The organism is Wenxinia saemankumensis (assembly GCF_900141735.1).
In the GTDB taxonomy this organism is placed as follows: Bacteria; Pseudomonadota; Alphaproteobacteria; order Rhodobacterales; family Rhodobacteraceae; genus Wenxinia; species Wenxinia saemankumensis.
Window position 1 is genome coordinate 16,614 of the sequence record NZ_FQYO01000006.1, and the last position, 18,258, is coordinate 34,871.

Sequence of the window (18,258 nt, forward strand, 5' to 3'; positions counted from 1 at the left end):
TCCATGACCCGCACGATCCGCTCCGCCGCCGCCCTCTGCCTCGCGCTGGCGGTCCAGCTCTGGGCCGGCCTCGCCGCCGCCCAGGGCCTCGAGACGTCGGCCCGCGCGGCCTATGTCTTCGACCAGACGACTCGCACCGTCCTTCTGGAGAAGAACGCGGACGAGCCCCTTCCCCCCGCCTCGATGTCGAAGCTGATGACGCTCTACATGGCGTTCGAGGCGATCGCCGAGGGGCGGCTCTCGGTCGAGGACGAGTTCCTCGTCTCGGCCCATGCGGCCAGCTTCGGCGGCTCGTCCATGTTCCTGCGCGAGGGCGAGCGGGTCCGGGTCGAGGACCTGCTGCGCGGCGTGATCGTCCTCTCCGGCAACGATGCCAGCGTCGTGCTGGCCGAGGGGCTCTCGCCCGACGGGACCGAGAGCGGCTTCGCGCGACGGATGACCGAGGTGGCGCGCGAGCTGGGCATGACCAGCTCCACCTTCGCCAACGCCTCGGGCTGGCCCGCCGCCGGCCACGCGATGAGCGTGCGCGATCTCGGCATCCTCGCCGATCACCTGATCAGCGACTTTCCCACCTTCTACCCGCTCTTCGCCGAGCAGGAATTCGCCTTCGACAACCGCGTCCCGGCGAACAGCCAGAACCGCAACCCGATCCTCGGCCTCGGGATCGGTGCAGACGGGCTCAAGACCGGCCACACCCAGGAGGCGGGCTACGGCCTCGTCGGGTCGGCCAAGCAGGGCGACCGGCGGATCATCTTCGTCATCACCGGCCTCGATACGGCCGAGCAGCGCCGCGCCGAGGGCGAGCGGATCGTCAACTGGGCGTTCCGGCAGTTCGCCGAGGAGGATCTGGGGCGGGCCGGCACCCGCATCGCCGAGGCCGATGTCTGGATGGGGGCCGATACCGAGGTCGGGCTCGCCCTGGCCGAGGATCTGCGCGTCCTGATGCCGGTCGTTCCCGGCGCGGCCTATGCCGCCGAGGCGACCTGGACCGGTCCCGTGACCGCCCCCGTGGCGGAGGGGCAGGAGCTGGGGCAGCTGACCATCACCCGCGAGGGGCTGCCGCAGATCGTGGTGCCGCTGGTGGCGGACCGGGCCGTCGCGCAGGGCGGGCTCGGCGTCCGGCTGCGGACGGCGGCGCAGATCCTGGTCGCGCGCGTGGCCCCGGGCGCCGATCTCTCGGCCATTCCCGGCCTCGATGGCGAGGTGGCGGAGCCCGCACCGGACGAGGCCGCGGAGACGGCCCCGGCCGAAGAGGACGCATGAGGGGCGACGCCCATTTCATCACCTTCGAGGGGATCGACGGGTCCGGCAAGTCGACCCAGGCGCGGCGCCTGGCCGAGAGCCTTGCGGATCGCGGCACCGAGGTGGTCCTCACCCGCGAGCCCGGCGGCTCGCCCGGGGCCGAGGAGATCCGGCAGCTCATCCTGACCGGCGATCCCGGCCGCTGGTCGGCCGAGACCGAGATCCTGCTCTTCACCGCCGCGCGCCGCGACCATCTGGAGAGGACGATCCGCCCCGCGCTCGCCCGCGGGGCGACCGTGATCTGCGACCGCTTCGCCGACAGCACGCGGATCTACCAGGGCGCCACGCGCGGCGACCTGCGGGCCCTCGTGGATTCGCTGCACGCGCAGATGATCGGGATCGAACCCGACCTGACCTTCGTCATCGACATGGACCCGAGGGTCGCGCTGGGGCGCGGCCTGTCCCGCGAAGGGGCGGAGCAGCGCTTCGAGGATATGGGCCTGCCCTTCCAGGAGACGATACGCCACGGCTTCCTGCGCCTCGCGCGCGAGGACTCCCATCGCTGCGTGCTGATCGACGGCGGCCGGGAGGCCGGCGAGGTGGCGGCAGAGATCCGCGTGGTGACCGAGGGTCGCCGCGCGGCCAATGACGGCTGAGCCGATGGCCGAGGACGCCCTGCCCGATCCGACGATGATCGAGGGGATGCCCCATCCCCGCGACGCCCCGGCCCTCTACGGCCAGGACGCGGCGGAGGCCGCCTTCCTCGACGCGTTCAATGCGGGGCGTCTCCATTCGGGCTGGCTGATCACGGGCCCGCGCGGCGCCGGCAAGGCCACGCTGGCCTACCGGATCGCCGCCTTCCTGCTCGCGGATCGCCCGGCCGGCGGCCTGCTGGAGACGCCGCCGGCGGCCACGACGCTCGCCCTGCCTCAGGACCACGCGGACCTGCGCCTGATGCGGGCCGGGGCGCATCCCCGGCTCTTCGTCGTCAGGCGCGGCCCGAACGACAAGGGCGACCGGATCAGCCAGGACATCCGCGCGGTCGAGGTGCGCCGGCTCAAGGACTTCTTCCACCTCTCCAGCGCCGATGGCGGGCGCCGGGTGGTGATCGTCGATGCCGCGGACGAGCTGAACCCCACCGCCGCGAACGCCCTGCTCAAGGAGCTGGAGGAGCCCCCCGCGGGCGCAACGCTGCTGCTGATCTCGCACCAGCCCTCGCGCCTGCTGCCGACGATCCGCTCGCGCTGCCGGACCCTGCGGCTGGGGCCCCTGCCCGCCCCCGACCTCGCGCGCGCCCTCGAGGCGAGCGGGATCGCGACCGACGCACCCGAGGCGCTGGCGGTGCTGGCAGCGGGCTCGGTCGGCGAGGCGGCGCGGATGGCGAATGGCGGGGGTCTCGCCCTCTATGCCGACCTCGTGAAGCTGCTGGACGGGCTGCCCAGGCTCGACCGGCCCGCCGCGATCCGGCTGGGCGAGGCCTGCGCCGGGCGGACGGGAGAGACGCGCTTCGCCCTCTTCATCGACCTCGTCGACCTGTTCCTGTCGCGCGCCGCCCGCGCCGGCCTGACGGGCGAGCCGCAGAGCCAGGGCGCACCGGGCGAGGCGCGCCTGCTGGCCCGCCTGTCGCCCGATGCGCGCGCCGCGCGCGCCTGGGCCGCCGCGCAGGCCGAGCTTTCGGCGCGGCTGCGGCACGGGCGGGCGGTCAACCTTGACCCGGCCGCCCTCGTCCTCGATACGCTGCTCGCCATCGAACGGACGGCGCTGGACGCCGTCCCCGCCTGACCCCGCCCCGAAGGCCCCCCATGACAGATGCCCCCGCGCTGGTGGACAGCCACTGCCATCTCGACTTCCCCGATTTCGACGAGACCCGGGACGAGGTGATCGCCCGCGCCCGCGCTGCCGGGGTGGGCCGGATGGTGACGATCTGCACCCGCCTGCGGCAGGAGCCGCGCGTGCGCGCCATCGCCGAGGCGCATGAGGGCGTCTACTACGCTGCCGGCACCCACCCGATGAGCGCGACGGAAGAGCCGATGGCGACGGTGGAGCAGCTCGTCGCCCTCGCCGATCACCCGAAATTCGTCGGAATCGGCGAGACCGGTCTCGACTACCACTACACCGCCGAGAGCGCCGCCCGGCAGCAGGAGAGCCTGCGTATCCATATCGAGGCCGCGCGCCGCACGCAGCTGCCGCTGATCATCCATGCCCGCGACGCGGACGACGACATGGCCCGGATCCTGTCCGAGGAGCATCGCGCCGGCGCCTATTCATGCGTGATGCACTGCTTCTCCTCCGGCCCGGCTCTGGCCGAGGCGGCGCTGGATCTCGGCTTCTACCTCTCGATGTCCGGCATCGCCGCCTTTCCCCGCTCGACCGAGCTGCGCGAGATCTTCGCCGCCGCCCCGCTCGACCGGATCCTGGTCGAGACCGACAGCCCCTACCTCGCCCCGCCCCCGCATCGCGGCAAGCGCAACGAGCCCGCCTTCGTCGCCCATACCGCGCGGGTCGGGGCCGAGACCTTCGGCCTCTCCCCGGCCGAGTTCGCCGCCGCGACCAGCGCCAATTTCGACCGGCTCTTCACTCGGGCGGCCTGACCGCAGCCCCCCGTCCCGCCGCGACTCCCGCCCCCCGGCGCGCCTGCCCGACCGGCCTGGCCCCGCCCGCTACCCGGCGCCGCCGCCCCGGCCTTCCCAACCTCTACCAGCGCTCCCGACCAGCATTCACGGCAGCCGCGGCCCCGGTCCGCGCCGCCCCGCCTCCCCCTCCGGCGGCCCGGATAGGCTTCGCGCCGGCCGCATCCGCGTGCGTGGGGCGGGGGCGCCTACAAAAGGCCGCCGCGCCGCGATCCGCCGCCTTGCAACCCCCGGGCAATCGGCCCAGACACGGGCCCATGGCGCGACGCATCTTCACCATCCTCGGCTGCGGTTCCTCCGGCGGAGTGCCACGCCTCGGGGGGCATTGGGGCGCCTGCGATCCGGCAAACCCGCGCAACCGCCGCCGCCGCTGCTCGCTGCTGGTGGAACAGGTCGGGCCGGGCGGCACGACCAGCGTCCTGATCGACACCTCCCCCGACCTGCGGGACCAGCTCCTCGATACGGGAACCGGGCGGCTCGACGGGGTGCTCTGGACCCATGCCCATGCCGACCATGTCCACGGGATCGATGACCTGCGGATGATCGTCTTCAACATGAAGGCGCGGCTGCCGACCTGGGCTGACGCCGCCACCTCTGCCGCCCTGCGCGAGCGCTTCTCCTACGCCTTCCTCCAGCCCGAAGGATCGATGTATCCGCCGATCCTCGACCTTGCGACGATAGATGGGCCGGTGACGGTGGACGGCGCGGGCGGCGAGATCACCTTCGCGCCGTTCACGGTGAACCACGGGGCGATCGACGCACTCGGCTTCCGCATCGGCGACCTCGCCTACCTGCCGGATGTCGCGACGATCCCCGAGGCGGCCTGGCCCGCGCTCGGGGGACTGGATGTCTGGATCGTCGATGCGCTGCGACGCGAGCCCCATCCCACCCATTCGCACCTCGCGCGGACGCTGGACTGGATCGACCGAGTGCGGCCCGCCCGGGCGGTGCTGACCAACATGCATATCGACCTCGACTATGCCCGCCTGGCGGACGAGACGCCGGCCCATGTGGAGCCCGCCTTCGACGGGATGCGGATCGAGCTGGACGCCTGAGATGGGCGTCCTCTTCGCCGTCGTCCTGCCGGTCTTCCTCGTCCTCGGCTTCGGCTACCTCGCGGCCAGGCTGGGATGGATGTCCCCCGCCGCGATCGACGGGGTGACCCAGTTCAGCCAGAGCTTCGCCCTGCCGGTCCTGCTGTTCCGCGCGATGTCGGGGCTCGATCTCGAGGCGAGCTTCCAGCCCGGGCTGCTCGCCGCCTTCTATGCCGGGGTCCTGGCCGCCTTCGTGGTCGGGATCGTCGGTGCGCTCGTCCTGTTCCGCCGGCCGGTGGAGGACGCGATCGCCATCGGCTTCGCCGCATTCTTCTCGAACACGCTGCTGCTCGGCCTGCCGATCACCGAGCGGGCCTACGGCCCGGACGCGCTGGCGGGGAACTACGCGATCATCTCGATGCACGCGCCCCTGCTCTACATCGTCGGGATCACGGTGATGGAGGCGGTGCGCGCCCGGGGCACCTCGCTCTCCGCCCTACCGGGCCGCATCCTGCGGCAATTCGTGCGGAACGGGATCGTTCTCGGCGTGGCGGCCGGCCTCGCCTTCAACCTGACCGGGCTGACGATCCCCGAACCCGCGGCCGAAGCGATCGACCTGATCGCGGCCTCGGCGATCCCGGCGGCGCTGTTCGGCCTCGGCGGGACGCTGACCCGCTACCGCCCCGAGGGCGACATGCGGGCGATCCTCTTCGTCGTCGCAATCTGCCTGCTGCTGCACCCGGCGATCACCTACGGCCTCGCCCGGGCCTTCGGGCTGGGCACCGATGCGATCCGGTCGGCGGTGCTGACGGCGGCGATGGCACCGGGGGTCAACGCCTTCCTCTTCGCCAATGTCTACGGCACCGCGCGCCGGGTCGCGGCGTCCTCGGTCCTGATCGGAACCGGCCTGTGCGTGCTGACGGCGACATTCTGGCTGATGCTGCTGCCCTGACGGGTCAGAACAGTCCCACGGCGCCGTCGATCCAGACGACGAGGGCCGCCACGGCGACCAGAGCCGCGGCCCCCAGCCGCCTCGCCCACGAGCCAAGCCGAAGCGCCAGTTCGAGCCCCAGTCCGAGCGCGGCGACCAGCATCGCCATGTAGGCGAAATCGTAGGCCGTCCACCGAACGCCGGACGCGCCGAGCGCCATAGCAAGGGCCGGAGCCGCCAGAAGAGCAGCGAGACCTGCCCAGAGACGGAAATGTATGACGGGACGACGTAGCATGACGGGACCCCCCTCGGCAGAATCCCATCCTGACACCCCCGGGCACGAAAGTCAGCCCGGCGACATGCCCCGCAACCGCTCCGACCGGCGGCGCAGAAGTTCCAGCGTGGTCAGCAGCAGGATCGAGATCGTCACCAGGATCGTCGCCACGGCGAGGATCGTCGGCGAGATCTGCTCGCGCAGGCCGATGAACATCTGCCAGGGCAGCGTCTTCTGGCCGGCGCTGCCCACGAAGAGCACGACCACCACCTCGTCGAACGAGGTGATGAAGGCGAAGAGCCCGCCCGAGATCACGCCGGGCAGGATCAGCGGCATCTGCACTTTGAAGAAGGTCGTCACCGGGTCCGCGCCCAGGTTCGCGCTGGCCCGCGTGAGCGAGCGGTCGAACCCGACCAGCGTGGCCGTCACCGTGATGATGACGAAGGGGATGCCGAGCGCGGCATGCGCGAGGACGATGCCCCAGTACGTCCCCTGCAGGCCGATCCGGGAGTAGAAGAAGTACATCCCCGCCGCCGAGATGATCAGCGGGACGATCATCGGCGAGATGAGGATCGCCATGATGACCTGCCGGAAGGGAATGTGGCTCTGGCTGAGGCCGATGGCGGCGAGCGTGCCGAAGCCCACGGCGAGCAGCGTCGCGACGGGCGCGATCTTCAGCGAGTTCCACATCGCCTGCTGCCAGTCGGCATTGGTGAAGAAGTCGCGGTAATGCCGCAGCGAATAGCCTTCGGGGTCGAGGGCGAGCATCTCGGGCGTGAAGGTGAAGAAGCTCTCGGCATTGAAGCTGAGCGGAATCACGACCGCGATCGGCGCGATCAGGAAGAAGAAGATGAACCCGCAGATGAAGAGGAAGGCGTTGTGCCACAGCACCTGCCCCGCCGTCGCGTAGGGTGGCAGCCCCTTGCGGTAGTCCGTCCGCACCATCCAGTAGGCGATCCAGCCGAGCACGGCCCCGATCACGGCGCCGCCGACCGCGCCGCCGATCCCCCCGAAGACCAGGCCGAGCAGCGCGCAGAGGGCGATGGCCGCCCAGCGGCCCCCGGCCCGGCTCCCCGAGAGGGGGCCGGCCGCGACCCAGGCGAACCCGGCGCCGAGCACGGCCCCGACGAGCGTGCCGATCAGCCCCGCGCCGAGGGTGTTGCCGGCGATGTAGCCGAAGAGCGCCCCCGCAAGGGCGGTGATGCCGATGGCGAAGCCGGGCCCGGAGCGGTCGGCGATCTCGGCGGCGGTCAGGTCAGCCATGTCGTCAGCCCCCCAGCTTCACGTTGTCGATGCCGATGATGCGGTCATAGGCCCAGTAGAGGATCAGCACCGCCACCAGCAGGATCGACCCCAGCGCGGCCGCGAGGCCCCAGTTCAGCGAGGTCGAGATGTGGTAGGCGATCCGGTTCGAGATGAAGACGCCCTTCGTGCCGCCGACGATCTCGGGCGTGATGTAGTAGCCGATGGCAAGGATGAAGACGAGGATCGAGCCCGCGCCGATGCCCGGCACCGATTGCGGGAAATAGACCCGCCGGAATGCCGTGAAATCGGTCGCGCCGAGCGATTTCGCGGCCCGGACGTAGGAGGGCGGGATCGTCTTCATCACCGAGTAGAGCGGCAGGATCATGAAGGGCAGCAGGATATGCGTCATCGCGATGATCGTGCCGGTGACGTTGTTGATCATCACGAGCCGGTTCGCATCCCCGACCAGCCCCAGCCAGACGAGGATGTCGTTGATGACCCCCTGCTGCTGCAGCAGCACCTTCCAGGCCGAGGTCCGCACGAGGAGCGAGGTCCAGAACGGCAGGAGGACGAGGATCATCAAGACGTTGGCCTGCCGGGCCGGCAGGTTCGCCAGCAGCCAGGCGACCGGATAGCCCAGAAGGATGCAGGAGAAGGTGATCGCCAGCGACATGAAGATCGTGCGCAGGAAGAGCGTGCGGTAGATCCGCTCGTCCTCGGGCATCGCCTCCACGCCGTCGGGCGTGAGCGTCAGGTCGGCGGCGGACAGGAAGTAGCCAGGCGTGTAGGGAGGCGAGAAGGCCTTGATCGTGCCCCAGACCTGCGGATCGGCCCATTCCTCGTCGATCTCGAGGAAGGCGGCGCGGGTATCGACCTCCGGAATGGTCGGCAGCGCCTCGACCAGCGCGGCGAGCCGCGCCCCGTCATCGCCCTCGAACGCATCCGCTGCGGCGGGGAACTGGCGCAGGTCCTGCACGAGGCTCATGTAGACGAGGGGCCACGGCTCCTCCTCCAGGGCGCTGTCCTGGCTCTCGGTGCCGATGGTGCGCGCGAAATCGGTATAGGCGTCGGCGGTGAGCGGCAGGGCCTGCGCGGCCTCGGCCAGCTCCATCCGCGGCGGCGGCTCGTCGAAGAGGCGCCCGCCCTCGTCGGCGCGGATCGCCCATTCGGCGGCGGCCTCGCGGTAATCGGGCGTGGTCAGCATCCCGGCCCAGGTGGCCGGCTCCTCCCAGGCGGGATCGAGCCCGACCATCGCGTCGAGCTGCACCTCGCCGATATCCTCGACGTCGCGGCCGGTCTGGCGCAGCAGCGAGGAGATGCCGGTCAATTCGTAGTTCAGCCGCGAGCCGAGGCGCGTGTGTTCCTTGCGCTCGACCGCAACCATCATGTCGCGGGTCATCGCATCGAACACGGCCGGACCCGGCACCTCGCCGCTCTCGTAGTCCCAGTCCTGCAAGGCGGCGACGGTGCGCGGCAGAGTGTCGACGACGATCTCGTTCTGCACCGACCGGAACAGCATGTCCGCAATCGGCGCGATGAAGGTAACGAGGACGAAGATCAGCAGCGGTGCGACCAGCATCAGCGCCCGCAGTTTCTGGCGGCGGAGCGAGCGGGCGAGCGAGGCCTTGAGCGGCGTGCCGTCGGCGGCGACCATGGACGCTTTCGCGTCGCGATCGGCATCGCGCAGGGCATTGTCGGGGGTCGGGCCGGTGAACTGGTCGGGGCCCAGCGGAACGGTGCCTTCGGTCTGCCGCGTGTCGGTCATTCGTCGTGCCCCTTCACGAGGATGATGGTGCTGTCGGCGCAGCGGCGGCGGATCTCGGCCACCTCCTGGTAGTCAGGATCCTCGTAGGCGGCCTTGGCCGCCTCGAAGCTGTCGAACTCGATCACGACGTGGCGGTCCTGGGCGGCGCCCTCGCGAGTCTCTGACCGGCCGCCGCGCACGATGAAGCGGGCGCCGTGGGATTTCAGGATCGGCGTGTCGCGCCGGACGTATTCGGGATACCCGTCCGGATCGGTCACGGTGATATGGCCGATGATGTAGCCCTTGGGCATGCGCCCCTCCCCTCGTCTCCGGGCGGGTCGTCCCGCCTCTCTCGGGGGACCGCCCGCCCCCGGGGGGCGGAAGGTCCGATGCGTGTCGGTCGGGCGCCCGGCGGACCGGGCGCCCGGGCCGGGGCTTATTGCGCGAGCCAGGCCTGGAACTTGGCGTCCAGCTCGTCGCGGTAGTCCGCCCACCACTCGTAGTTCTGGACGAAGGCACCCTGCGCGTTCTCCGGGTTGGTCGGCATGTGCGGCGCCATCTCGACGCCGAGCTCGGCATGGGTGCCGACGAGCGGCGCCGAGGATTGCCGCGCCGGACCGTAGGAGATGTAGGCCGCCTGGTCGGCGAGGCGCTGGGTGTCCGTGGCGAACCACAGGAAGTCGAGGACGCGGTTCAGCGTCGGCTCGTCGAGGCCCGCCGGGATGATCCAGCCGTCGAGATCGAAGGACTGGGTGTCCCACATCATCTCGATGGGCTGGTCCTGCTCGACGATGGCCGAGAAGAGGCGGCCGTTATAGGTCGAGCCGAAGACCACCTCGCCATCGGCGAGCAGCTGCGGCGTGTCGGCGCCGGCGGTCCACCAGACGGTCTGGTCCTTGATCCGGTCGAGCACGGCGAGGGCGCGGTCCTGGCCCTCCTCGGTCTCGAGCGTGTCGTAGACGTCCTCCATCGCCACGCCGTCGCAGAGCAGCGCCCATTCCATGTTGTTGTGGGGGCGGCGCTCCAGCGCGCGCTGGCCCGGGAAGGCCTCGAGGTCGAAGACGTCGCAGATGCTGGACGGGGTGTTGCCGTTCCATTCGGCCACGTCGTTGCGGTAGCCGAAGGTGTAGGAATAGGCGATCTGCGGGATGAAGCAGTCGCTGACCAGCATGTCCTCGGTGAAGTCGTCGGTGGCCGAGGTGCCGTCCGGCGCGGGGGCCGCGACCTCGTCGATGTCGACTTCCATGGCGAGGCCCTCGTCGCAGAGGCGCATCGCGTCGGCGGCGGTCACGTCCACCAGGTCCCAGGTGAGGTTGTTCGCCTCGGTCTGGGCGCGCAGGCCGGCGACGGCCTCGGCCGAGCTTTCGTCCCAGGTCACGGAGACGTCGGGATTCATCTCGAGATAGGGCTCGACATAGGCCTTGAGCTGGCTCTCCTGATAGGCGCCGCCCCAGCTGACGATCGTCATCTCGTCGGCCATCTCCATGCCCGCGACGGGGCTCTCGGTGGCTTCCATCTGGGCCGTCGCCATACCGGCGAAGCCGACGAGCGCGGTCGAGAGGGTAAGGATCTTCTTGGTCGTCATGGTAACGATATCTCCCAAGTTGTGGTCCCGGTTGTCAGGTTATGATGCGGGGGCACGCACCGGGAGCGGCCCCCTATCCGGTCGTCCGTGCGGTGCGCCTCAGGCGTCGAGCGCACGGCAATCCTGCGGCAGCCAGCCGATCGTGACGGTCTGGCCGGGGTTCAGGCGGACCTGGTCCGCCCGGTTCCGGGTCTTGACGATGAAATCGTCCTGGCCGGCGACACGCAGCCGTGTCCGGAACGTGTCCCCCATGTAGATGAATTCAAGCACTTCGGCCTTCAGCGTGTGGGCGTCCGGGCCGAGCTCGGGGTCGATCTCGACCCGTTCCGGGCGGATCGACACGCGGGTCCGCTGGCCCGCCTCGGTCACGTTGACCGGCTTGGCGTCGATCATCTCGCCGCTGTCCAGACGCACCGCGCAGCGGTCGCCCTCGATCCGCTCGACCTTGCCGTCGAGCGTGTTGTTCTCGCCGATGAACTGCGCGACGAAGCTGTTCTTGGGCGCCTCGTAGAGCTCGTCCGGCGGGGCGAGCTGCTGGATCCGCCCGTCGTCGAACACCGCGACCCGGTCGCTCATCGTCAGCGCCTCGGTCTGGTCGTGGGTGACGTAGACGACGGTGATCCCCAGATCGTGGGCGAGTCGCGTGATCTCGAACTGCAGGGTCTCGCGCAGCTGCTTGTCGAGCGCGCCGAGCGGCTCGTCCATCAGCACCAGCTCGGGCTCGAAGACCAGGGCGCGGGCCAGCGCGATCCGCTGCTGCTGACCGCCCGAGAGCTGCGCCGGGCGGCGGCCGCCGAAATTGCCCATCTGCACCATGTCGAGCGCGCGCTTGATCTTGGCCTCGCGGTCGGACTTCCCGATCTTGCGGACCTCGAGCGGGAAGGCGAGGTTCTCGGCCACGGTCATGTGCGGAAAGAGCGCGTAGTTCTGGAACACCATCCCGATGCCGCGCTTGTGGGGCGGGATGTTGTTGATCGGCTGCCCGTCCAGCTTGATCTCGCCATGCGTCGCCGTCTCGAAACCGGCGAGCATCATCAGGCAGGTCGTCTTGCCGGACCCGGACGGGCCGAGCATGGTGAGGAACTCGCCCTTCGGCATGGCGAGGTTCAGGTCCTTCACGACCAGCGTTTCGCCGTCGTAGCTCTTCTGAACGCGTTCGAAGGCGACGAAGGCGTCCTTCGTCGCGGCATCTGCCGTGCTTGTGGCCAAGCCGTTTCTCCCGTTGTCGTTCGCATCAGTGCAGGTTGGTCCTGCATCTCATCTCGGCGGAATAAAGCCTACTGATCCCGAGTTTGCAACCAATCGGCAAGCTTCCGGGGCGGGAAGCGACCGCTCCCGCCCCGAAAACGGCATCCCTGACGCGGGATGCACCGCCCTGCCTAGTCGGGCAGCGCGTAGGCGACGATCTGGTCCGCGACCTGCGGTTTCAGGATCGAATTGCCGCCCACGGTGAAGACCACGTAGTCCCGTCCCTCATGGGTGAAGACCGCCGGCGTGGCGACGGCCGGCGCGGCGACGAGATCGTTCCAGATCTCACGCCCCGTGGCGGCGTCGAGCGCGCGGACGCGGGCATCCATCGAGGCGCCGATGAAGATGACGCCCCCGGCCGTCAGGGCCGGGCCGCCGATCGTCGGCGAGCCCCAGTCGTCCGGCATGTAGAAGCCCCATTTCTGCGTCACGCCGAAGGGCACCTCGTACAGGCGCTCGCCCGTGTTGAGGTCGTAGGCGCTGAAGGTCCCGTAGGGTCCCTCCCAGCAGGGCATGCCGGCCCAGTTGAACCAGCGGTTCAACCGGAAGCCCCAGGGCGAGCCCTCCTGCGGATAGTAGCCCGATTCGCCCCCGCCGAAATTGTCGTTTTCGGAGGTGATCCGCTCGTATTCCTCGCGCGGGATCAGCGTCAGCACATCGACGATGGAGGAAGAGTTGACATAGGCGATGCCGCTGCGGGGATCGACCGCCGGCCCGCCCCACTGCATCCCGCCGACGGTCGAGGGATAGAGGAAGGTCCCCTGCTCGGACGGCGGGGTGAAGACCCCCTCGTAGAGATAGGTGTCCAGATCGCGGGAACATTGCCCTCCGCTGAGGACGTCGGCGAGGCGGGAGACGCCGGGCATGTTCTCCAGATCGTTCGTCGGGGGCGGCGCGCTCACGAAGGGCTGGGTCGGCGACAGCGCGTCATCCGCGACGGCGCCCTCCAGCGGAACCTCCCGCTCCTCCCATCCGAAGATCGGCTCTCCCGTCTCGCGGTTCAGGACGTAGAGCATGCCCTGCTTCGTCGTCTGCACCAGCGCCGGCACCGTCTCGCCGTCGACGGTCAGGTCCATCAGGGCGGGCGCGGCATTGGTGTCGTAATCCCAGACGTCGTGATGGACGAGCTGCCGTGACCAGACGATCTCGCCGCTGCCGGCGTCGATGGCGGTGACGGACGTGGCGAGCGGGATGTCCTCGGTGCGGTTGCCGCCCCAGTAGTTCGGCGAGGGAGAGCTGACGGGCACGTAGACCATGTCCGTCTCGGGATCGGCGGCCATCGAGGCCCAGATGTTCGCCGTGCCGGTCTGCTCGCGGATCTCGTCGGGGATGAAGTTCACCTCCCATTCGAGTTCGCCCGTCCGGGCGTTCACCGAGAAGAGCGTGCCGGGAGGCGCCTCGGAATAGGTCCAGTCCATGCCTGCCCAACCGATCACGACGTGATCGTTCACGATCGTGGGCGGCTGCAGCAGCGACAGCGGCCAGCGGTCGTTCGTCGTGTTCCACTGGTTCACGTCGAGGATCCCGCCGTCGCTGAACTCCTCACAGAGCTCGCCGGTCTCGGCGTCGACGACATGCAGATGCGCGTCCATCGTGCCGAGGAAGATGCGGCTCTCGCAGACCCCCTCCTCGCCCGAGGTCCAGTAGCTGACGCCCCGGTTCTTCAGCGCGGGCTGGGTCAGCGCCTCGAGCGTCGACTGGCTGTCGTAGCTCCACACCTCCTCGCCCGTGGCGGGGTCGAGGGCCAGGATGCGGTAGAAGGGCGTCCCGAAGTAGAGCAGCCCTCCGGCATAGATCGGGGTCGCGGACCAGACCGATTGCGGCAGATCGCCCGATCCGTCGGACACGTCGCCGGTCCGTACCTCCCAGACGCGTTCGAGGGTCTCGACGTTCTCGGGGGTGAACTGCTCGGCGGGCGAGTATTTCGTGGCCTCGGGGTCGCCGTTGAAGGTCGTCCAGTCCTGCGCGGCGGCGAGGGCGGGCGCGGCGGAGAGAGCGGTGGTGAGGAGAAGCCGGATCATGCCCGCACCTCCCGCCCGCCGATCGCGATCTCGGCGATCCAGAGCACGAAGGCATAGGCGAGCGCGACGTAGATCGCCGGCTGCATCAGGAACCACGCGGCGATGGCGGTCAGCGCCATGCCGATGCCGCAGAGGGCCAGGAGGAGGGCGTTGTCGCCGCCGGGCCAGCGGAAGGCGCGCAGCAGCGCGACCAGCGTGCAGGCCGCCGCGCCGGCCACGACGAGCCAGGCGCCGGGCGTGCCCGTGACGCCGGTATCCGGCGCGAAGGCGACGTAGAGCCCACAGGCAAGGGCGAAGGCCGCGCAGACGGCCGAGAAAAGTGCAAGTGATCGCATGTGAGGGGCTCCCGCGTCGTGGATGGCCCCGGCCGACGGACGGACGGGGTCGGGTGACACGGGAACAAGGCGGATCGCCGCCGGTTCCATCGGCGCGACCGATTCCCCGACGCCACCCTCGGACGGGCGGGGGCCGATCGCTACTGCACTGGCGGAAGACCAGTTGGTGCGGTTGAGAAGACTCGAACTTCCACGGGAGTTACCCCACAGCGACCTCAACGCTGCGCGTCTACCAATTCCGCCACAACCGCACGTCAACTGGTGGCGGCCTCTTAGCGAAGCCCCCCCGGCGCCTCAAGCGCTTTTTTCGCCGCCCCGCCCCTCGCCTTGCGTCACCCGCCTTCCCCGTGACAGCGAGCCCGCCCCAGCCCATAACTGCGCCATGGTGGACTGGATCGTATCGGACGGGCTGACGGACTACGCCGAGGCCGTCGCCTTCATGGAGGCGCGGGCCGAGGCGATCCGCGCCGGCACCGCGGCAGAGGCCGTCTGGCTGGTGGAGCATCCCCCGCTCTACACCGCCGGCACCTCGGCCCGGCCCGCCGACCTGCGCGAGCCGGACCGCTTCCCGGTCCATCCGACGCGGCGCGGCGGGCAGTACACCTATCACGGACCCGGCCAGCGGGTCGTCTACGTCATGCTCGACGTGGGCGCGCGGGGGCGCGACGTCCGCCGCTTCGTCCAGTCGCTCGAGGAATGGGTGATCGCCGCGCTGGGCGAGTTCGGCCTGACGGGCCGGATCCGCGAGGGCCGGGTCGGGGTCTGGATCGAGCGACCGGAGAAGGCGGCCCTGCCGGACGGCACCCCGCGCGAGGACAAGATCGCCGCGATCGGCATCCGGCTGCGCAAATGGGTCAGCTTCCACGGGCTCGCCATCAACGTCGAGCCGGACCTCTCGCATTTCGACGGGATCGTGCCCTGCGGCGTGACCGGCCACGGGGTGACGAGCCTCGTCGATCTCGGCCTGCCGGTCACGATGGCCGATCTCGACCTCGCCCTCGCCCGCACCTTCGAGAGGGCGATGGCCCCCTCCGCCACTCCCGCCTGACCCCTCGGCGCGGCACGGCTGCGCCAAAATGACCCGGCGCCGGGGGGCCATCGAATATTGCCCGGCGCGGCGGTTCCCCCTAGAAGGGCGGCAAACCGGGGGAGAGGTGCGCCCGCCCGATCCCGGAGAAAGATCAACCTCACGAGGGGGAGCCACATGGCTGACGCCGCCGTTCATGGCCACGAGCACGAGGACAACCGCGGGTTCTTCACCCGCTGGTTCATGTCCACGAACCACAAGGACATCGGGATCCTCTACCTGTTCTTCGCAGGGTTCGCGGGCCTGATCTCGGTCATCCTGACGCTGCACATGCGGCTCGAGCTGATGCATCCGGGCGTGCAGTACATGTGCATGGAGCATCTGGACCTCGGCGCGATCCGCGGGCTGATCGCCTCGTGGTTCCCCTCCGATCCCTCGGAATGCACCCCGAACGGCCACCAGTGGAACGTCGCGATCACCTATCACGGCGTGCTGATGATGTTCTTCGTCGTCATCCCCGCCCTCTTCGGCGGCTTCGGCAACTACCTGATGCCGCTGCAGATCGGCGCGCCGGACATGGCGTTCCCCCGCCTCAACAACCTGTCCTTCTGGCTCTACGTGACCGGCACCGTCCTCGGCGTCTGCTCGCTGCTGGCACCGGGCGGGAACGGCCAGCTCGGCTCGGGCGTGGGCTGGGTGCTCTACCCGCCGCTCTCGACCTCCGAGGGGGGCATGTCGATGGACCTCGCGATCTTCGCGGTCCACGTCTCGGGCGCCTCGTCGATCCTCGGCGCGATCAACATCATCACGACCTTCCTCAACATGCGCGCGCCGGGCATGACGCTGCACAAGGTGCCGCTCTTCGCCTGGTCGATCTTCGTCACCGCCTGGCTGATCCTGCTCGCCCTGCCCGTCCTGGCCGGCGCGATCACCATGCTGCTCACGGACCGCAACTTCGGCACCACCTTCTTCCAGCCCTCGGGCGGAGGTGACCCGATCCTCTACCAGCACATCCTGTGGTTCTTCGGCCATCCCGAGGTCTACATCATCGTGGTGCCCGCCTTCGGGATCATCAGCCACGTCATCTCGACCTTCTCGAAGAAGCCGATCTTCGGCTACCTGCCGATGGTCTACGCCATGGTCGCGATCGGCGTGCTCGGCTTCGTCGTCTGGGCGCACCACATGTACACCGTGGGCATGTCGCTGACGCAGCAGAGCTACTTCATGCTGGCCACGATGGTCATCGCGGTGCCGACGGGCGTGAAGGTGTTCAGCTGGATCGCCACGATGTGGGGCGGCTCGGTCGAGTTCCGCACGCCCATGCTCTGGGCCTTCGGCTTCCTGTTCCTGTTCACCGTCGGCGGCGTGACCGGCGTTGTCCTGTCCCAGGCGGGCATCGACCGGGCCTATCACGACACCTACTACGTCGTGGCCCACTTCCACTACGTGATGAGCCTCGGCGCGGTGTTCGGCATCTTCGCCGGCATCTACTTCTACCTGCCCAAGATGGCGGGCCGGATGATGCCGGAATGGGTCGGCAAGACGCATTTCTGGGCGATGTTCATCGGCGCGAACCTGACCTTCTTCCCCCAGCACTTCCTGGGCCGTCAGGGCATGCCGCGCCGCTACATCGACTACCCCGAGGCCTTCGCGACCTGGAACCTGGTGAGCTCGATCGGCGCCTTCATCGCCTTCGCCAGCTTCATCTTCTTCATCGTGATGTTCTTCCGCACGATGCTCGCGCCGCGGAACGCCACCCAGCCGAACCCGTGGAACGAATACGCGGACACGCTGGAATGGACGCTGCCCTCGCCGCCGCCCGAACACACGTTCGAGACGCTGCCCAAGCAGAGCGACTGGGACCGCAGCCACGCCCATTGAGGGCGGCCTGACAGGACTTTGCGGGGCCCCGGGAGCGATTCCGGGGCCCTTCTCGTAAGAGCCTCACCGCGACGACCGGGATCCCGCCGATGCCCTACCGCTGGACCGACACCCCCGACGAAAGCCGTCTGGACCTCTGGCCGCACCGTTCGCTTTCGGCAGACGGGTTCGTCCTCGTGATCGGCGCAACGGCGGCCTTCATCTCGCTCCCCCTGCTCGCCGTGATCGGGACGGCGGTGCTCTGGGGTCTGCTGCCCTTCCTCGTCCTGGCCGTGGCGGGGCTGTGGATCGGACTTCGGCGGTCGTATCGCGACGCCGACATGGCGGAGCGGCTGATCCTCCGGCCCGGTCAGGCGCAGCTGGAGCGGCGGGATCCGGACGGACAACGCCAGCGCTGGGAAGCCGACCCGTTCTGGATCCAGGTACGCCTGCACGCCAAGGCGGGCCCGGTGGAGGACTACCTCACCCTGACCGGCGGCGGCCGCGAGGTGGAGATCGGTGCCTTCCTCACCCCGGAGGAACGGCGGCGGCTCGACATCGAGCTGAGACGCAGGATCGCGGCAATGCGCTGACCTGAGCGGAGGGCCGCCACCACCGCCCCCGGGGCGATTGTCGGATCTTCGGGCCGGATCATCGTTCGACAGGACATCTATCCCTGGTCCCGCGCTGATCGCAGCACTCGGTCGCCTCCACCATACCGCAGGGGCGAACTCGTCAGTCGCAGGCACAGAGTCCGGAAACACCGGCGGGGCCCGGAGTACTCGGTCGTCGAAGAGATTGCGACGCGCCTTGCCACAACTGGCCATGCCGGCCCAATCCTGAGCCCGGAATGATCCGCGCGGCGCCGCGCCTGCTGGAACCGGATCCGGAAGTTCAGGCCGGGATGACGCCCCAGGCATATTCCTCGAGCTCACCCTCCGTCAGCACGTCGAAGAGCTCGCGGGCCTGGCCGTTCAGCTTGCGCGGGTCCATCCGGCCGCGCTTCGCGTCGAGCGCCTGCCGCGCGGCGCGGTGCTGCTGGGGATTCTGGGCGAGCATGTCGTCTCTCCTTCCGGGGCCGG

General features: G+C 69.6%; 18 protein-coding genes and 1 tRNA gene. 9 read left to right on the plus strand and 10 right to left on the minus strand.

All coding sequences use genetic code 11. From position 1 onward, the window contains the following. The first annotated feature begins 3 nt into the window (after window positions 1–3). The 6 genes from BUE30_RS15220 (at window position 4) to BUE30_RS15245 (ending at window position 5,858) form a co-directional block, all read left to right on the plus strand. Window positions 4–1,263 (plus strand): D-alanyl-D-alanine carboxypeptidase family protein, encoded by a 1,260-nt coding sequence (locus BUE30_RS15220; protein ID WP_073333130.1) that lies wholly within the window; start codon window positions 4–6, stop codon window positions 1,261–1,263. Continuing rightward, window positions 1,260–1,898: a dTMP kinase gene (gene tmk, locus BUE30_RS15225; RefSeq protein WP_073333135.1), complete on the plus strand. Its 639-nt coding sequence runs from the start codon at window positions 1,260–1,262 to the stop codon at window positions 1,896–1,898. Before BUE30_RS15220 ends, tmk begins: the two co-directional genes overlap by 4 nt. 4 nt (window positions 1,899–1,902) lie before the next feature. After that, window positions 1,903–3,024, plus strand: a complete 1,122-nt coding sequence (locus BUE30_RS15230; protein WP_073333139.1) for a DNA polymerase III subunit delta' — start codon at window positions 1,903–1,905, stop codon at window positions 3,022–3,024. A gap of 20 nt (window positions 3,025–3,044) precedes the next feature. Continuing rightward, window positions 3,045–3,833 carry a TatD family hydrolase gene (locus BUE30_RS15235; protein ID WP_073333143.1) on the plus strand — a complete coding sequence of 263 codons (789 nt, stop codon included), beginning with the start codon at window positions 3,045–3,047 and terminating at the stop codon, window positions 3,831–3,833. 296 nt (window positions 3,834–4,129) lie between these two features. After that, window positions 4,130–4,927, plus strand: a complete 798-nt coding sequence (locus tag BUE30_RS15240) for an MBL fold metallo-hydrolase (protein WP_073333147.1) — start codon at window positions 4,130–4,132, stop codon at window positions 4,925–4,927. A gap of 1 nt (window position 4,928) precedes the next feature. Beyond that, a complete protein-coding gene (locus tag BUE30_RS15245) occupies window positions 4,929–5,858 on the plus strand; it encodes an AEC family transporter (protein ID WP_073333150.1) in 930 nt (309 codons plus the stop codon). 4 nt (window positions 5,859–5,862) lie between these two features. On the opposite strand, the gene BUE30_RS15250 is transcribed toward BUE30_RS15245, so the two are convergent. The 9 genes from BUE30_RS15250 to BUE30_RS15290 form a co-directional block, all read right to left on the minus strand. Next, window positions 5,863–6,132, minus strand: a complete 270-nt coding sequence (locus tag BUE30_RS15250; protein ID WP_073333155.1) for a hypothetical protein — start codon at window positions 6,130–6,132, stop codon at window positions 5,863–5,865. A gap of 51 nt (window positions 6,133–6,183) precedes the next feature. Further along, window positions 6,184–7,374, minus strand: coding sequence for an ABC transporter permease (locus BUE30_RS15255; protein WP_073333159.1), 1,191 nt, complete (start codon window positions 7,372–7,374; stop codon window positions 6,184–6,186). 4 nt (window positions 7,375–7,378) lie between these two features. Continuing rightward, on the minus strand, window positions 7,379–9,121 hold the full coding sequence (locus BUE30_RS15260) for an ABC transporter permease (protein WP_083601422.1): 1,743 nt from the start codon (window positions 9,119–9,121) through the stop codon (window positions 7,379–7,381). Further along, window positions 9,118–9,411 (minus strand): DUF1330 domain-containing protein, encoded by a 294-nt coding sequence (locus tag BUE30_RS15265; protein ID WP_073333163.1) that lies wholly within the window; start codon window positions 9,409–9,411, stop codon window positions 9,118–9,120. Before BUE30_RS15265 ends, BUE30_RS15260 begins: the two co-directional genes overlap by 4 nt. Before the next feature lie 125 nt (window positions 9,412–9,536). After that, window positions 9,537–10,685 carry an extracellular solute-binding protein gene (locus BUE30_RS15270; protein ID WP_083601423.1) on the minus strand — a complete coding sequence of 383 codons (1,149 nt, stop codon included), beginning with the start codon at window positions 10,683–10,685 and terminating at the stop codon, window positions 9,537–9,539. A gap of 99 nt (window positions 10,686–10,784) precedes the next feature. Beyond that, the gene (locus BUE30_RS15275) at window positions 10,785–11,894 is read right to left on the minus strand and encodes an ABC transporter ATP-binding protein (protein WP_073333168.1); all 1,110 of its coding nucleotides are present in this window, start codon (window positions 11,892–11,894) and stop codon (window positions 10,785–10,787) included. A gap of 170 nt (window positions 11,895–12,064) precedes the next feature. After that, window positions 12,065–13,954, minus strand: coding sequence for an outer membrane protein assembly factor BamB family protein (locus BUE30_RS15280; protein WP_073333172.1), 1,890 nt, complete (start codon window positions 13,952–13,954; stop codon window positions 12,065–12,067). Continuing rightward, complete coding sequence (locus BUE30_RS15285; RefSeq protein ID WP_073333176.1) at window positions 13,951–14,289, minus strand: hypothetical protein; 339 nt, start codon at window positions 14,287–14,289, stop codon at window positions 13,951–13,953. Before BUE30_RS15285 ends, BUE30_RS15280 begins: the two co-directional genes overlap by 4 nt. A gap of 164 nt (window positions 14,290–14,453) precedes the next feature. Next, window positions 14,454–14,540, minus strand: a tRNA-Leu gene (locus BUE30_RS15290). Here BUE30_RS15290 and lipB point away from each other — a divergent pair. The 3 genes from lipB to BUE30_RS15305 all read left to right on the plus strand — a co-directional run bounded on the left by lipB (window position 14,525) and on the right by BUE30_RS15305 (window position 17,769). Then, the gene (lipB, locus tag BUE30_RS15295; protein WP_280157234.1) at window positions 14,525–15,337 is read left to right on the plus strand and encodes a lipoyl(octanoyl) transferase LipB; all 813 of its coding nucleotides are present in this window, start codon (window positions 14,525–14,527) and stop codon (window positions 15,335–15,337) included. The two genes, BUE30_RS15290 and lipB, sit on opposite strands and share 16 nt — an antisense overlap. A 156-nt stretch (window positions 15,338–15,493) precedes the next feature. Beyond that, a complete protein-coding gene (gene ctaD / locus BUE30_RS15300; RefSeq protein ID WP_073333184.1) occupies window positions 15,494–17,197 on the plus strand; it encodes a cytochrome c oxidase subunit I in 1,704 nt (567 codons plus the stop codon). A gap of 89 nt (window positions 17,198–17,286) precedes the next feature. Further along, window positions 17,287–17,769 carry a DUF2244 domain-containing protein gene (locus BUE30_RS15305; protein WP_073333188.1) on the plus strand — a complete coding sequence of 161 codons (483 nt, stop codon included), beginning with the start codon at window positions 17,287–17,289 and terminating at the stop codon, window positions 17,767–17,769. 301 nt (window positions 17,770–18,070) lie between these two features. Here the strand turns inward: BUE30_RS15305 and BUE30_RS15310 are convergent, their stop codons facing one another. Next, a complete protein-coding gene (locus BUE30_RS15310; RefSeq protein ID WP_083601424.1) occupies window positions 18,071–18,235 on the minus strand; it encodes a DUF3008 family protein in 165 nt (54 codons plus the stop codon). Between the last annotated feature and the right edge of the window lie 23 nt (window positions 18,236–18,258).

Coding starts and splice junctions, on each gene's coding strand:
- BUE30_RS15220 (WP_073333130.1), top strand. CDS start 4: ATGACCCGCACGATCCGCTCCGCCGCCGCCCTCTGCCTCGCGCTGGCG.
- tmk (WP_073333135.1), top strand. CDS start 1,260: ATGAGGGGCGACGCCCATTTCATCACCTTCGAGGGGATCGACGGGTCC.
- BUE30_RS15230 (WP_073333139.1), top strand. CDS start 1,903: ATGGCCGAGGACGCCCTGCCCGATCCGACGATGATCGAGGGGATGCCC.
- BUE30_RS15235 (WP_073333143.1), top strand. CDS start 3,045: ATGACAGATGCCCCCGCGCTGGTGGACAGCCACTGCCATCTCGACTTC.
- BUE30_RS15240 (WP_073333147.1), top strand. CDS start 4,130: ATGGCGCGACGCATCTTCACCATCCTCGGCTGCGGTTCCTCCGGCGGA.
- BUE30_RS15245 (WP_073333150.1), top strand. CDS start 4,929: ATGGGCGTCCTCTTCGCCGTCGTCCTGCCGGTCTTCCTCGTCCTCGGC.
- BUE30_RS15250 (WP_073333155.1), bottom strand. CDS start 6,132: ATGCTACGTCGTCCCGTCATACATTTCCGTCTCTGGGCAGGTCTCGCT.
- BUE30_RS15255 (WP_073333159.1), bottom strand. CDS start 7,374: ATGGCTGACCTGACCGCCGCCGAGATCGCCGACCGCTCCGGGCCCGGC.
- BUE30_RS15260 (WP_083601422.1), bottom strand. CDS start 9,121: ATGACCGACACGCGGCAGACCGAAGGCACCGTTCCGCTGGGCCCCGAC.
- BUE30_RS15265 (WP_073333163.1), bottom strand. CDS start 9,411: ATGCCCAAGGGCTACATCATCGGCCATATCACCGTGACCGATCCGGAC.
- BUE30_RS15270 (WP_083601423.1), bottom strand. CDS start 10,685: ATGACGACCAAGAAGATCCTTACCCTCTCGACCGCGCTCGTCGGCTTC.
- BUE30_RS15280 (WP_073333172.1), bottom strand. CDS start 13,954: ATGATCCGGCTTCTCCTCACCACCGCTCTCTCCGCCGCGCCCGCCCTC.
- BUE30_RS15285 (WP_073333176.1), bottom strand. CDS start 14,289: ATGCGATCACTTGCACTTTTCTCGGCCGTCTGCGCGGCCTTCGCCCTT.
- ctaD (WP_073333184.1), top strand. CDS start 15,494: ATGGCTGACGCCGCCGTTCATGGCCACGAGCACGAGGACAACCGCGGG.
- BUE30_RS15305 (WP_073333188.1), top strand. CDS start 17,287: ATGCCCTACCGCTGGACCGACACCCCCGACGAAAGCCGTCTGGACCTC.
- BUE30_RS15310 (WP_083601424.1), bottom strand. CDS start 18,235: ATGCTCGCCCAGAATCCCCAGCAGCACCGCGCCGCGCGGCAGGCGCTC.